The organism is Pseudomonas sp. BN102, assembly GCF_029871245.1.
GTDB lineage: Bacteria > Pseudomonadota > Gammaproteobacteria > Pseudomonadales > Pseudomonadaceae > Metapseudomonas.
On sequence record NZ_SSON01000048.1, the window covers coordinates 32448 to 46467 of the forward strand.

General features: G+C 66.3%; 14 protein-coding genes. 8 read left to right on the forward strand and 6 right to left on the reverse strand.

Annotated elements, in window-relative coordinates; all coding sequences use genetic code 11:
• The first annotated feature begins 126 nt into the window (after positions 1–126).
• The 6 genes from E8F12_RS09215 to E8F12_RS09240 all read left to right on the forward strand — a co-directional run bounded on the left by E8F12_RS09215 (position 127) and on the right by E8F12_RS09240 (position 6618).
• Positions 127–1473 carry a UDP-glucose/GDP-mannose dehydrogenase family protein gene (locus tag E8F12_RS09215; protein WP_280324937.1) on the forward strand — a complete coding sequence of 449 codons (1347 nt, stop codon included), beginning with the start codon at positions 127–129 and terminating at the stop codon, positions 1471–1473.
• A complete protein-coding gene (locus E8F12_RS09220) occupies positions 1470–2468 on the forward strand; it encodes an NAD-dependent epimerase (protein ID WP_280324938.1) in 999 nt (332 codons plus the stop codon). Before E8F12_RS09215 ends, E8F12_RS09220 begins: the two co-directional genes overlap by 4 nt.
• Positions 2468–3163 (forward strand): VTT domain-containing protein, encoded by a 696-nt coding sequence (locus E8F12_RS09225; RefSeq protein WP_280324939.1) that lies wholly within the window; start codon positions 2468–2470, stop codon positions 3161–3163. Before E8F12_RS09220 ends, E8F12_RS09225 begins: the two co-directional genes overlap by 1 nt.
• A 108-nt stretch (positions 3164–3271) precedes the next feature.
• Positions 3272–4012: a glycosyltransferase family 2 protein gene (locus E8F12_RS09230; protein WP_280324940.1), complete on the forward strand. Its 741-nt coding sequence runs from the start codon at positions 3272–3274 to the stop codon at positions 4010–4012.
• Positions 4013–4056: 44 nt separating this feature from the next.
• Complete coding sequence (locus tag E8F12_RS09235) at positions 4057–5580, forward strand: glycosyltransferase family 39 protein (protein ID WP_280325025.1); 1524 nt, start codon at positions 4057–4059, stop codon at positions 5578–5580.
• A 78-nt stretch (positions 5581–5658) separates the two neighbouring features.
• Positions 5659–6618: an SdiA-regulated domain-containing protein gene (locus E8F12_RS09240; protein ID WP_280324941.1), complete on the forward strand. Its 960-nt coding sequence runs from the start codon at positions 5659–5661 to the stop codon at positions 6616–6618.
• Here E8F12_RS09240 and E8F12_RS09245 read toward each other — a convergent pair.
• On the reverse strand, positions 6605–7336 hold the full coding sequence (locus E8F12_RS09245) for a phosphatase PAP2 family protein (RefSeq protein WP_280324942.1): 732 nt from the start codon (positions 7334–7336) through the stop codon (positions 6605–6607). The two genes, E8F12_RS09240 and E8F12_RS09245, sit on opposite strands and share 14 nt — an antisense overlap.
• A gap of 118 nt (positions 7337–7454) precedes the next feature.
• Here E8F12_RS09245 and E8F12_RS09250 point away from each other — a divergent pair, with 118 nt between their 5' ends.
• Together E8F12_RS09250 and E8F12_RS09255 are read left to right on the forward strand one after the other, a co-directional pair.
• The gene (locus tag E8F12_RS09250; RefSeq protein ID WP_280324943.1) at positions 7455–8129 is read left to right on the forward strand and encodes a response regulator transcription factor; all 675 of its coding nucleotides are present in this window, start codon (positions 7455–7457) and stop codon (positions 8127–8129) included.
• 168 nt (positions 8130–8297) lie between these two features.
• The gene (locus tag E8F12_RS09255; RefSeq protein ID WP_280324944.1) at positions 8298–9491 is read left to right on the forward strand and encodes an MFS transporter; all 1194 of its coding nucleotides are present in this window, start codon (positions 8298–8300) and stop codon (positions 9489–9491) included.
• A gap of 108 nt (positions 9492–9599) precedes the next feature.
• Here the strand turns inward: E8F12_RS09255 and E8F12_RS09260 are convergent, their stop codons facing one another.
• From E8F12_RS09260 to E8F12_RS09280, 5 genes are all read right to left on the reverse strand, one after another.
• On the reverse strand, positions 9600–10529 hold the full coding sequence (locus E8F12_RS09260; RefSeq protein WP_280324945.1) for a LysR family transcriptional regulator: 930 nt from the start codon (positions 10527–10529) through the stop codon (positions 9600–9602).
• Positions 10530–10669: 140 nt separating this feature from the next.
• On the reverse strand, positions 10670–11686 hold the full coding sequence (locus tag E8F12_RS09265; protein WP_280324946.1) for a branched-chain amino acid ABC transporter permease: 1017 nt from the start codon (positions 11684–11686) through the stop codon (positions 10670–10672).
• A complete protein-coding gene (locus E8F12_RS09270) occupies positions 11686–12549 on the reverse strand; it encodes a branched-chain amino acid ABC transporter permease (protein WP_280324947.1) in 864 nt (287 codons plus the stop codon). The genes E8F12_RS09265 and E8F12_RS09270 overlap by 1 nt, the downstream gene beginning before the upstream one ends.
• A 2-nt stretch (positions 12550–12551) precedes the next feature.
• A complete protein-coding gene (locus E8F12_RS09275) occupies positions 12552–13253 on the reverse strand; it encodes an ABC transporter ATP-binding protein (RefSeq protein WP_280324948.1) in 702 nt (233 codons plus the stop codon).
• 4 nt (positions 13254–13257) lie between these two features.
• On the reverse strand, positions 13258–13980 hold the full coding sequence (locus E8F12_RS09280; protein WP_280324949.1) for an ABC transporter ATP-binding protein: 723 nt from the start codon (positions 13978–13980) through the stop codon (positions 13258–13260).
• Positions 13981–14020: the final 40 nt, after the last annotated feature.

Genomic DNA, 14020 nt, shown 5'->3' on the forward strand with positions numbered 1-14020 from the left:
CACAATTTTCACATTTGTAGGGTTAGGTTGGTGGCCATGCCCGCGAGCTGCGGCCAACCGGGAGCCTCCGCCCACAGTGCCGGGTCTGGCTTCCAGGCATGCGGGATAACAACAAACAGGGGCTGAATGAAGATCACCATTTTCGGAACCGGCTATGTCGGTCTGACTCAGGCAGCCTGCCTGGCAGAAGTAGGTCACTCGGTCTGCTGTGTCGACGTCGACGAGCGCCGGATCGCGCAACTCAACCAGGGCCATTCGCCCATTCATGAGCCCGGCCTGGACGCCCTGCTCCGGGGCAACCTCGCCGCGGATCGCTTGCGCTTCACCACCGAGGCCGCGGAAGGCGTGGCCTACGCCCGGGTCATCTACATCGCCGTGGGCACGCCTCCCGGCGAAGACGGCAGCGCGGACATGCGGTACGTGTTCGCCGTGGCCGACAGCATCGCCAGCCAGGCCACCGAGGCCAAGGTGGTGATCAACAAGTCCACCTCCCCCGTCGGCACCGTGCAACGCATCAAGCGTCGCCTGGATGAAGCCCTGGCGAGCCAGGGCCGCAGCCTGGAGATGCAGGTGGTGTCCAATCCCGAGTTCCTCAAGGAAGGCTCGGCGGTGGAGGACTGCATGCGCCCGGAGCGCATCATCATCGGCCTGGACGGCGACCGCTCCGACATCGACCTGTTCCGCGAGCTGTACAAGCCCTTCGGCCGCAATCACGAGAAGCTGATGGTGATGGACAGCCGCAGCGCCGAGCTGACCAAGTACGCGGCCAACAGCATGCTCGCCACCAAGATTTCCTTCATCAACGAGATGGCCAACCTGGCCGAGCGTTTGGGCGCCGACATCGAGATGGTGCGCAAGGGCATCGGCTCGGACTCGCGCATCGGCTACGACTTCATCTACGCCGGCTGCGGCTATGGTGGCTCCTGCTTCCCCAAAGACATCCAGGCGCTGCAGCGCACCGCCGCTGAAGTCGGCTATCGCCCACAGTTGCTGGAAGCGGTGGAGTCGGTGAACCACCGGCAGAAGCACAAGGTCTTCGAGAACATCCACCGCCACTACAATGGCGACCTCAGCGGCAAGACCATCGCCCTCTGGGGCCTGTCGTTCAAACCCAATACCGATGACATGCGCGAGGCGCCCAGCCGGGTCCTGCTGGAGTCCCTCTGGGCGTCCGGTGCACGGGTCCAGGCCTTCGACCCCGAGGCCATGCAGGAGGCCCGGCGCCTCTACGGCGAACGCAACGACCTGACCCTGATGGACTCCAAGGAAGCGGCGCTGGACACCGCCCATGCCTTGGTGATCCTCACCGAGTGGCTGAACTTTCGCGTCGTCGACTTCGCCCTGATCCGCGAACGCCTGGGCGACAAGGTGATCTTCGACGGCCGCAATATCTTCGATCCGGCGCACCTCGCTCGCGAAGGCCTGGCCTACTACCCCATAGGCCGTGCCGCCGTGGGGGTGGCGCAGCCATGAAATTCCTGGTCACCGGCGCCGCCGGCTTCATCGGCTTCCACACCGCCATGCGCCTCTGCCAATCGGGGCACCAGGTGGTGGGCATCGACAACCTCAACGACTACTACAGCGTCGCACTCAAGCTCGCACGGCTGGAACAGCTGCAGGCGCTGCCCGGCTTCTCCTTCCTCAAGCTGGACATCGCCGACCGCGAAGCGATGCAGGCGCTGTTCCGCGAGCAGGACTTCGAGCGGGTCATCCACCTCGCCGCCCAGGCGGGCGTCCGCTATTCCCTGGAGAATCCCCACGCCTACGCCGACGCCAACCTGAGCGGCTTCGTGAACGTGCTGGAAGGCTGCCGCCAGGCCAAGGTCAAGCACCTGGTCTACGCCTCCAGCAGTTCGGTATACGGCATGAACAGCAAGGTGCCCTTCTCCACCGAGGACGCCGTGGACCATCCGGTTTCGCTCTACGCCGCCACCAAACGTGCCAACGAGCTGATGGCCCATACCTACGCCCATCTCTACCGGATTCCCACTACAGGCCTGCGCTTCTTCACCGTGTACGGCCCCTGGGGACGCCCGGACATGGCGCCGTTCAAGTTCACCAAGGCGACCCTCGAAGGGAAGCCGATCGACCTCTATAACGACGGCGATATGTCGCGGGACTTCACCTATATCGACGATGTCGTCGAAGGGACAGTCCGCATCCAGGACTGTCCTCCGCCCTACGCCGATGAGCCGGACGACGCCAGGAACGGACCGCCGGCCAGACTGTTCAATATCGGCCTGGGTTCGCCCGTGCGGTTGCTGCATTTCGTCGGCTGCATCGAGTCCGCCACCGGCGTGCAGGCGATCAAGCAGATGAAACCCATACAGCCGGGCGACGTGCCGCAGACCTGGGCCGATGTCAGTGCACTGGCCAGGCGCACCGGCTTCCGCCCCGTCACACCGCTCGAGGAGGGCGTCGCACGCTTCGTCGACTGGTACCGCTCCTTTTACGGGGTGCGCCCTTGATGCCCCTGCGCGCGGTGATCAAGGGCCTCGGGCTCATCCTCAGCCTGGCCCTGGTCGGCTACCTGTTCGACAGCAGCGACCTGGGCAATGCCGTGAATGAGGCCTGGGTCGACGCGCATATCCGCGGCCACGGCCTCGAAGGCACCCTGTTGTTCCTCGCCATGGGGGCGCTGTTCACTGCCGTCGGCCTGCCCCGGCAGATCATCGCCTTCCTCGCCGGCTACGCCTTCGGTCTGGCTCCGGGCACGCTGCTCGGCACCCTGGCGGCCTTGCTGGGCTGCCTCATCACCTTCATCTATGCGCGTTCGTTCGGCAGGAGCCTGCTGCGCGAGCGCCTCGGCAAGCGCGCCGCGCGCTTCGACCAATTCATTTTTGAACATCCCTTCTTCATGACCTTGCTGATCCGCCTCCTGCCGGTGGGCAGCAACCTGCTGACCAACCTCGCCGCCGGGATTTCCAGCGTGCGCATGGCGCCCTTCCTGGCCGCCAGCTTCGTCGGCTTCCTGCCGCAGACCCTGGTGTTCGTCCTGGTGGGCAGCGGCATCACCGTCGCGCCGACACTGCGGATCGGCATGGCCACGGTGCTGTTCCTGCTGTCCGGGATGCTCGGCGCCTACCTGTACCACCGCCATCGCCACGGCCTCGGCATCGACGACAAGGTCGATGCCGCCCTGGGCGAGGCGGAGCAATCCTGATGCGCGAGCGATCCGCGGTGTCGTCCGCCTGCAACCCTGGGTAGCCACGCTGGCCCGCGCGATACCGCGTCAACCACTCGAACCAATACCTCCATTGATGGATCCAGAATGTCGAACCGGCCCTACCTCTCCGTATTGATCCCGGCCAAGAACGAAGCCGAGAACCTGCCCGGCCTGCTGGAAGAGATTCGTCAGGCGCTTTCCGGCGAATCCTTCGAAGTGATAGTCGTCGACGATGGCAGCACCGATAACACCACGGCACGGCTGCTCGCCCTCAAGCACGCCGGTTACCCGCAACTGCGCATCCTCAGCCACGACCGCTCGCTCGGCCAGAGCACCTCGATCTACCACGCGGCGCAGGCCGCCGAGGGCACCTGGCTGGCCACCCTCGACGGCGATGGCCAGAACGACCCGGCGGACATTCCCGGCATGCTGGCCATCGTTCGCGGGCCGGAAGCGCCGATCAACCTCAAGCTGATCGCCGGCCACCGGGTGAACCGCCGCGACACCGCCAGCAAGCGCTGGGCCTCGCGCTTCGCCAACCGGCTGCGCGGCCGCCTGCTCAAGGACAACACCCCGGACACCGGTTGCGGCCTCAAGCTCATCGAGCGCGACGCCTTCCTCCGCCTGCCCTACTTCGACCACATGCACCGCTTCATTCCGGCGCTGATCCAGCGCCACCAGGGCGGCATGCTGGTGCACCCGGTGAACCACCGCCCGCGCAGCGCCGGCGTTTCCAAGTACGGCAACCTGGATCGCGCGCTGGTGGGCATCCTCGATCTGTTCGGCGTGTGGTGGCTGATCCGCCGCACCCGCTTCAACGCCAGCCCCCGCGAGCTGGAGGGCTGAGCATGGGCCGCATCTCGCCAGCCGTAGGCGGAAGCGCCGAGCCCATGCGCCTGCTCAGCTCCCAGCGTGCCTCGCTGCTGCTCCTGCTGCTGCTCGCCGCGGCGATGATCAGCGCTGGTCTCGGCATGCGCCATCCGTCCAATGTGGACGAGGAGCGCTTCCTCGGCGTGGCCCTGGAAATGCTCCAGGGTGGCGATTGGCTGATTCCCCATCGCGCCGCCGAGATCTACCCGGACAAGCCGCCACTGTTCATGTGGGCCATCGCCCTCCTCGTCCGCCTCGGCGTCGCGCCGACCATCGCCCTGTTCCTGCCGGCGCTGCTGGCCGGCATGGTGGCCACCGCCTGCCTGTACGACCTGGGCACGCGCCTGTGGAATCGTCGGGTGGGCATGATCGCCGGCCTGCTGTTCCTCGCCACCTACCAGACCTACAGCATCCAGCGCGCCGGGCAGATCGACGGTTTTCTCCTGCTCTGGACCGCCCTCGGCCTCTACGGCATGGTCCGCCACCTGCTGCTCGGCCCGGCCTGGGGTTGGTTCTACGTGGCCTGCGCGGCCATGGGCTTCGGCATCATCAGCAAGGGCGTGGGCTTCCTCCCGGCGCTGATGCTCATCCCCTACGCCTTCGCCGTCCGCCGTGACTGGAGCGGCGTGGCGCGGATGCCCGGCGAAGGCCGCGCCTGGCTCCTCGGTCTGGTGGTGGCCCTGGCGGCCATCGGTACCTGGCTGCTGCCGCTGATCATCAAGGTGACGCTGTTCGGTGACGAGGCCAGCCGCGCCTACCTCGACGAGATCCTCCTGCGCCAGACCGCGCACCGCTACGCCAATGCCTGGCACCATCGCGAGCCGTTCTGGTTCTTCTTCACCAACGTGATCCCCAAGTACTGGCTCCCCCTGGTGCTGGCCCTGCCCTGGATGGTGCCGGCCTGGCGTCGCCAGCTGGCCAAGCACGACGGCCGCTACCTGGTGCTGCTCGGCTGGGTGATATTGGTGCTGTTGTTCTTCAGTCTCAGCAGCGGCAAGCGCAAACTGTACATCTACCCCGCCCTGCCCGGGCTGGTGCTGGCCATGGCGCCGCTGGTGCCATGGCTGTTGCGTCGCTGGTTCGCCCAGCGCCCGCGCGGTCGGAAGATCTTCATCGGCCTGGCGCTGTTCTGGTTCTTCGCCTGGTTCGCCCGCGGCTTCGTCGAGCCGATCAAGGAGGGCGTCAACCCGCGCCAGACCCTGATGGAGGACGTGGCCGAAGTTACCGGTGGCGCCGAACTGGTGCTGACCCACTGGCGCGAGGGCCATTGGCTGTTCGCCCGACAGCCCGTGGTGCACTTCGGCGTGATAGCGCCGAACCAGACGGACAAGGCCGCCGAATGGCTGCGCAAGAATCCCGGCAGCTACGCGCTGATCCAGCCCGCCGAGCTGCCACGCTGCTTCAAGCCTGACAAGGCGAGACGAGTCGGCGATGCCGACGACGAAGACTGGTATCTGGTGCAGGCCGATGCCGACAACGGCCAATGCCACGACCCCACGGCCGCCCAGCCCTACCGCTTCGCCTGGAAGCAACCGCTCGACTGATGCCCCGCTGACCGCGCCACGACCTCCGCCACAGGCGGGGTTCGCGGCTGGCGCTCGTCCGCAAAACAGGACAACCCGATGAACAGTGCCATCGAACACCACAAGTTGAAGATCAAGCCCAGGCGCCCGCTACGCACCTGGGGCCTGTGCGGCCTGGCGCTGACGGTGGTGGTCACCGCGGGCCTGGCTTCGGCCGTATTCCACTGGCACGAGCGGGCCTGGTTCTATGTCGCCAGCCGCCTCGATGCCGAGCAATGGGCCGGCCGCAGCATCTGGCTGCCGGATTACCGGGTGGATATCGAGGCGCGGCCCGTAACGGGCATCGCCGACGACCTCTCGGCCATCGACTACGACCCGGACAAACATCGCTTGCTGGCCGTCACCAATGCGGCACCGACCAAGATAGTCGCGCTGGACCCGGAAGGCCTGGTCAGCGCCGAGTACCCCCTGCTGGGCTTCCAGGACGTGGAGGGCCTGGCCTATATGGGCGACGGCCAGGTGGTGGTCACTGACGAGAAAGCGCAACAGTTGTTGTTCTTCCGCCTGCCCGACCAGCCGGGCCAGGCCATCGACAAGAAGGACGCGCAATCCCTCACCCTGGGCATCAACCTCGGCACCCACAACAAGGGCTTCGAAGGGGTGACCTACGACGCTGCCCACGACCGCCTGTTCGTCGCCAAGGAGCGCGACCCGCGGCAGCTCTACGCGATATCCGGGGTCAAGGAGAGCCTCGGCGGCGAACTGCGGATCAAGGTGCAGGACCTTACCGACTGGGTCGAGCGCAGCGTCTTCGCCAAGGACATCTCCGACCTGCACTACGACGCGAAGACTGGGCACCTGCTAGTGCTCAGCCATGAATCCAGGCTGGTCATCGAGCTGGGCGAGAACGGCGAGATGGTCAGTTTCCGCACCCTGCTCGGGCACATTAGTGACCTCAAGAAAAGCGCGGGTCAGGCAGAAGGCCTGACCCTGGATGAGCAGGGACGGCTCTATGTGGTCAGCGAACCCAACCTGTTCTACCGCTTCAGGAAGAACTGAGGCTCGCCACCTCGTCCTCCGCCAGCGCTTCCGGGGCCGGCGCCGGGCGATAGAGCACCAGGCGATAGCAGACCAGGCTGATCATCCAGTCGAACAGCAGGGTCCAGAGGTTGTGCGAGAGAAAATGCGCGCCCTGCATCATCCGTCCGAGGGAGAACAGGCCGCCAAGGGCCAGGGCCCCCACCAGGGCGACTTTGGCCAGGCGCGGGCGGCGGTCGCGCAGGACGAAGTACAGGGCCAGCAGGGAGAAACCGGCCGAGGCATGGCCACCGGGCCAGCAACGGCCAGGCTTGTCGACGAAGGCGTGATGGCCGAGCAGCGGCGAATAAGGCTCCACGCCGCCGAACTCCGCCAGGCTCCAGGGGCACTGGACGGCGGTGACGGCCTTGAGCGGCATGACGATGGCAGTGGAGACGCCCAGCGCCAGCACCAGGTAGCCCAGCGGACGGCGCAACGGACGCAGCCGGGTGGGCAACAGGCTGGCGACAAAGCCGACCACGGCCAGGACGCCGAGGAGGATCACCGCCTGTTTCGCGCGATCGTGCAGTACGTCTTCGAGGAAGGCACTGTGGCGGCCGATGAAGCCGGTCTGCGGGTCATAGAACAGATTGGCCAGGGCGAAGTCGAGCCGGGGTACGTCGACCAGCAGCAGGAGTGCCATGACCAGCAACGGTAGGCCGCTCCAGAGCAGGAAATTGAAGGGACGCGAAGGTTGCATCTAAGGGTCCTTGGGGGAAGTGGGACCGCGGCAGTCTGCCCAGCCCCGCGTGAGCAACTGGTATAGAACTCGTGAAAAAAACATCATCGGCGCCTGGCCGCCGGACAGAGGGCATTCCGTGCGCGTACTGATCATCGAAGACAACCGCGACATCCTCGCCAACGTGCTGGATTACCTCCAGCTCAAGGGCTACGGCGTCGACTGCGCCCAGGACGGCCTCAGCGGCCTGCACCTGGCCACCACCCAGCACTACGACCTGATCGTGCTTGACATCATGCTGCCGGGCATCGACGGACTGCAGCTGTGCAACCGGCTGCGCCAGGACGCCCGCCGCGACACGCCAATCATCATGCTCACCGCCCGCGACACCCTGGAGGATCGGTTGGCCGGCCTGAAATCCGGCGCCGACGACTACCTGGTCAAGCCCTTCGCCCTGTCCGAACTGGTGGCGCGCATCGAGGCCGTGGTGCGCCGCAGCCATGGCGGCCGCAGGACCCGGCTGCAAGTGGGAGACCTCCGCTACGACCTCGACACCCTGGAAGCCACCCGCGCAGGCCAGACCCTGCGGCTCAACCCCATTGGCCACAAGCTGCTCACCACCCTGATGCGCAAGAGCCCGGCGGTGGTGCGCCGGGAGGTGCTGGAAGAGGCGCTCTGGGGTGACAACTGCCCGGACAGCGACAGCCTGCGCAGCCATATCCACCAGTTGCGCCAGGTCCTGGACAAGCCTTTCGACAAAGCGCTGCTGCACACCATCCACGGCGTCGGCTATCGCCTGGCGGAGCTGGACTAGAACGACTGAAATCGAGAAGCCGGCCGTAGGATGCGCCATGCGCACCAGGTCCGATGCCCGGGCCTGACATCGGGTCTGCTGACACCAAAGTCTGGTGCGCGCGGCGCACCCTACCCGGACGGGCTAACGTAGACAGGGCCAGGCACAGCGGACCGACAGGACAGGGACATGCCCGCATCCACCACCACGCACCGCATTCCGCGCACGGTCTGGGCGCTGGGCTTCGTCAGCCTGTTCATGGACCTGTCGTCCGAACTGGTGCACAGCCTGCTGCCGCTGTTCCTGGTGGGCAGCCTCGGTGCGAGCATGCTGGCGGTCGGCCTGATCGAAGGCCTGGCCGAAGCCACGGCGCTGATCGTCAAGGTATTCTCCGGCGCCATCAGCGACTACCTGGGCAAACGCAAGGTCCTGCTGCTGTTCGGCTACGGGATGGCGGCGCTGACCAAGCCGCTGTTCCCGCTCGCCGGCTCGGTCGACCAGGTGCTTTTCGCCCGCCTGCTGGACCGCATCGGCAAGGGCATCCGGGGTGCCCCACGGGATGCCCTGGTGGCCGATATCGCTCCAGAGGAGATTCGCGGTGCCTGCTTCGGCTTGCGCCAGGCCATGGACACAGTGGGCGCCTTCCTCGGGCCGCTGCTGGCCATCCTGCTGATGAGCCTGCTGGCCGGCGATATCGGCCTGGTGCTCTGGTTCGCCGTGCTGCCGGCACTGGTCTCGGTGGGCCTGATAGTGGTCGGTGTGCGCGAGCCGGACAGCGCGCGTCCCGCCCGGCACCTGCGTTCGCCCATCCGGCTCGCCGCCTGGCGCAGCTTCCCGGCAGCCTATTGGTGGGTGGTGGGGTTGGGCGCGTTGTTCAGCCTGGCCCGCTTCAGCGAGGCCTTCCTGGTGCTGCGGGCGCAAGATGCCAGCTTCTCCACCACCTGGGTGCCCCTGGTGATGGTGGTGATGGCGGGCTTCTACATGCTCTCGGCCTACCCTGCGGGGAAATGGTCCGATCGCCTCAGCCGCAGCGCCCTGCTGGCCGTTTCCCTGGTGCTGCTGATCATCGCCGACCTGTGCCTGGCGAAAGCCGGATCACCTGCCCTGCTCTTGGCCGGCGTGGCCTTCTGGGGCCTGCACATGGGTTTCAGCCAGGGCATCCTCGCGGCTCTGGTGGCCGAGACCACCCCGGCCGACCTCAAGGGCACCGCCTTCGGCCTCTTCAACCTTGCCAGCGGCGCCGCCCTGCTGCTGGCCAGCCTGCTCGCCGGCTGGCTCTGGCAAAGCCTGGGCGCGGCCAGCACCTTTATCGCCGGCGCTGCCTTCTGCGTGGCGGCCCTGGTGCTGCTGGGGCTGAGAAATGCTCCCGTAGGTTGGCGCTGAGCCTGCGAAGCCCAACAGAACCGAGGCGCCGAGTTCTTCCTTCGTTGGGCTTCGCTCTGCACCAACCTACTCACCCCCTCTCCCAAAGGGAGAGGGGAGGAAAAGCGGCTACGGCTGCACCCACCCCCGCGCCAGCAGCGGTCGGTCCCATTCCGGTTCGTCGCTGATGCGTTCCACCAGGAACTCGATCAGGCTGCGCACCTTGAGGGCGCGGCGCTGGGTAGCCGGGTAGACGGCGGAGAAGTTGAAAGAGGACAGCGAATAATCGGTCAGCACCGGCACCAGCCGGCCGGCCAGCAGATCAGCGCTGGCCACCAAAGTGGGCAAGCAGACCACGCAGGCGCCGGTGATGGCGTAGTCGCGCAGCAGGTGGACGGAGTTGGAACGCACCTGGCCGGTGAGGTTGAGTTCTACCTGTTCACTACCGTTGAACAGCCATTTGTTGCGCGATGGGTAGCCCTCGTAGAGCGCCACCTTGTGTGCCTGCAACTCCGCCGGGGCCCTGGGCGCGCCATGGCGTTCCAGGTACTCGGGCGAAGCGCAGAACAGGCGGCGGACGCTGAACAGCTTGCGCTCGATCAGGGACTCGGCCAGCGGCGGGAACATCTGGAAGGCCAGGTCGAAGCCTTCCTCGATCGGGTCCACCACCCGGTCATTGACGATCACGTCCACTTCGATGTCCGGGTACAGATCGGTGAACTCCGCCAGCAGGCTGCCGAAATGGCCGATGGCGAAGCCCGGCAGCATCTGCACCCGCAGCTTGCCTGTCGGTTTGGCGCGCAGGTCGCGCATGTGCTCGGTGAGGCTGTTGAAGCTGGCCACCATGTCGGCGCATTCCTTGTAGTAGGTCTCCCCCACTTCCGAGAGCCGCACATGGCGGGTGCTGCGGTGGAACAGCGGCGCGCTGATGTAGTCCTCCAGCTGCTGGATACGGTGGCTGATGACCGAGCGGGTCACCCCCAGCTGCTGGGCGGCCTTGGCGAAGTTGCCGGTTTCCGCGACGCGGACGAAGGCTTCGATGCTGAGCAGGCGGTCCATGGTTTTTTCCGGGTTGGCGATGAGTTGCAGGATTGAAACATGTGGAGGCGAATTCATTCGCTATGCAGGCCGAAGGACTGCCTCTTCTTGGGGCCGCTTCGCGACCCTTAGCGAATGAATTCGCCCCCACAAGAGCGTTGTTAGCCCGCTATTAACCTTCTCTGCATCGGAAACAGCTGCCAGCCGAACCGCTCGCTCACCAGCCCCCAGACGCCCTGGGGTGCTTTCAGCATCATCAGCACCGCCACGCTGCCGAGGATGATCATGTACAGCGCGCCGAACTCGGCGAAGCAGCTGCGCAGCACGAAGTAGATCAGGGTGCCGATCAGCGGCCCTTCGAGGGTGCCGATGCCGCCGATGATGACGATGAAGATCACCGCCGCCGTCCAGTCCTGCACGCTGAAAGCAGCGTCCGGAGAGATGCGCAGCTTCTGCAGAAAGATCAGCGCGCCGACCACACCCGTGCAGCCGGCGGCCAGCACGTAGACCATCAGCTTGGTGCGGAACACATCGATGCCGAGACTACCGGATGCCGGCTCCGAGTCGCGGATCGCGGTCAGCGCCAGGCCCTGGCGGGAGCGCAGCAGCAGGTAGACCACCAGCACCGCGGCCACGGCGATGGTCAGGGCGCTGAAGTACAGCAGCATCTCGCGGCCGTCGCGGCTGCTGCCGATCTGCCGGACGATGGACGCCGGCAGGCTCTGCCCCGAACCACCGCCGAGGCTGCCCACCTGGGCGAGGCCAAGGCGGAACACCTCAGCCACCACCCAGGTGCCGATGGCGAAGTAGGCGCCGCGCAGGCGGAACAGCACCAGCGCGGTGGGCACCGCCAGCACGGCCACCACCAGCCCCGAGAGGAACACCGCCGCCAGCGGCGGCACGCCGAGGTGGGCAGCGAGGACGAAGAGCAGGTAGCCGCCCAGGCCGACGAAGGCCTGCTGACCCACCGAAACCATGCCGGCGTAGCCCGCCAGCAGGTTCCACATCTGCGCCAGGGCCAGGTAGTAGGCGAATTCCACCACCAGGCGCAGCACCGCGCGGTCGGCCCAGAACGGCAGGGAAGCCAGCACCAGCACCAGCACGCCGAGCAGCGCCAGGCCCACCTGGCTGCTGCGGGTGCTGCGCTGGACGAGGTAGGCGTTGTTCATCGCATTCATCAGTCGACACTCCGGGGAAACAGGCCGCGCGGGCGGAAAACCAGGATCAGCAGGAACACCAGGTGGCCGGCGAGGATCTGCCAGCCCGGGTCGATGCGCGCGCCCACCGCCTGGGCGACACCGAGGATCACGCCACCGGCCAGAGTGCCCCAGAGGCTGCCGAGGCCGCCGATGATTACTGCCTCGAAGCCATAGAGCAGGCGTGCGGGACCAACACTGGGATCGAAGCTGGTGCGCACCGCGAGGAACACCCCGGCGATGGACACCACCGCCATCGCCAGGGCCATGGCCAGGCCGAAGATGTGGCGGTTGTCGATGCCCATCAGCTGGGCGGTGTGCTGGTCATCCGAGGTGGCGCGGAAGGCGCGGCCGAGACTGGTCTTGTAGAACAGCAGCTGCAGTCCGCCTATCACCAGCAGCGCGCAACCGAACACCATCAGCGGCATCACCCCGAGGCTGAGACCGCCGAGGGACAGGCTGGCCACTTCCAGGTCGCCCTGGGAAAGTTTCTGGCTGTCGGCGCTGAAGAACTCCAGCAGCACGTTCTGCAGGATGATCGACAGGCCGAAAGTCACCAGCAGCGGCGGCAGGATGTCCTGGCCGAGGGTGCGGTTCAGCAGTTCGCGCTGCAGGCCGTAGCCGACCGCGAACATCACCGGCACCACCAGCACCAGGCTGGCCAGCGGCGACAGACCGAGGGCCTCCACCACCACCAGGGCCAGGTAGGAGGCCAGCACGATGAAGTCGCCGTGGGCGATATTGACCAGGCGCATGATGCCGAACATCAGCGACAGGCCGACCGCGAACATGGCGTAGAGGCCGCCGAGCAGCACGCCCTGCACCAGGGTATTGAGCCATTCCATCGTCATGCCTCCGCCAGGCCGAAATAGGCCGCCTTGATCCGCTCCTTGCTGACTTCGCCCGGCTTGCCGGAGAGGGAGATACGCCCCTCCTGGAAGCAGTAGAAGCGGTCCGCCACGGCCAGGGCCTGGTTGATGTCCTGCTCGACCAGGATCACCGCAGTGCCGTCGGCCTTGATCGACGGCAGCGCGGCATAGATGTCCTTGATGGTGGTGGGCGCCAGGCCCAGGCTGATCTCGTCGCAGAGCAGCAGGCTCGGGCTCGACATCAGCGCACGGCCGATGGCGACCATCTGTTGCTGGCCGCCGGAAAGCGCAGTGCCGGGGCGCTTGCGCAGCGTTTCCAGTACCGGGAACAGCGCGTAGATGCGCTGCAGGTTCCAGGCACCCTGGCGCTTGCTGTAGGCGCCGATCAGCAGGTTCTCCTCGACGCTGAGGGAGGGGAACAGCCTGCGACCTTCCGGCACCAGCGCTATGCCCCGCTCCAGCACGCGATTGGCCGGCAGGCTGCCGATGTATTCGCCCTTGAAGCGGATGGCGCCGGAGTCGTTGCGGATCAGCCCGGCAAGCGAGCGCAGGAAGGTGGATTTGCCGGCGCCGTTGGAGCCGATGATGGCCAGGGTTTCGCCCTCGGCCAGTTCCAGGTCGATGTCGAACAAGGCCTGGAAGTCGCCGTAGCCGGCGCGCAGTTTGCGGATCGTCAGCATGACCTCAGCTCCCGATGCCCATGTAGATTTCCTGCACCCTGGGGTTGGCCATCACCGCGTGGGGCTCGCCTTCGTCCAGCTTGCGGCCGAAGTTGATCACCGCCAGGCGGCCGACCACCGCCAGCAGCGCGTGGACAATGTGCTCGATCCAGATGATCGCGGTGCCCGAACGATGGATGCCCTGGATGGTGCCCACCAGCTCCAGGCACTCGGGCTCGGTGAGGCCGCCGGCGATCTCGTCGAGCAAGAGCAGCTGCGGCCGGGTGGCCAGGGCGCGGGCCATTTCCAGGCGCTTGCGCTCCAGCAGGGTCAGGGAGCCGGCCAGGGCGTTGGCTTTCTTCATCAGGCCGGTGAGTTCGAGGATGTGCGCGCACCAGGCATGGCCGTCCTTTTCCGCCTGCCCGGCGCCGAAGGTGGCGCCCACCAGCAGGTTTTCGAATACCGTCATCTTCACGAAGGGATGGGGAATCTGGTGGGAACGGCCGATGCCACGCTGGCAGCGTTTGAACACCGGTTCACGGGTGACGTCTTCACCCTGGAAGTGGATGCGCCCGCTGTCGGGCGCCACGCCGCCTGCGATCAGGTTGAACAGCGTGCTCTTGCCCGCGCCATTGGGCCCGATGATGCCCAGCGCTTCGCCCGGCGCCAGGGCCAGGCTGAGATTGTCGGTCACCTTCACCGAGCCGTAGCTCTTGTGCACCTGCTCCAGTACGAGGAGTTGTTGCATGTCGTGATACCTGTTTGCGGCCATGCTGGCCGGAATTCCC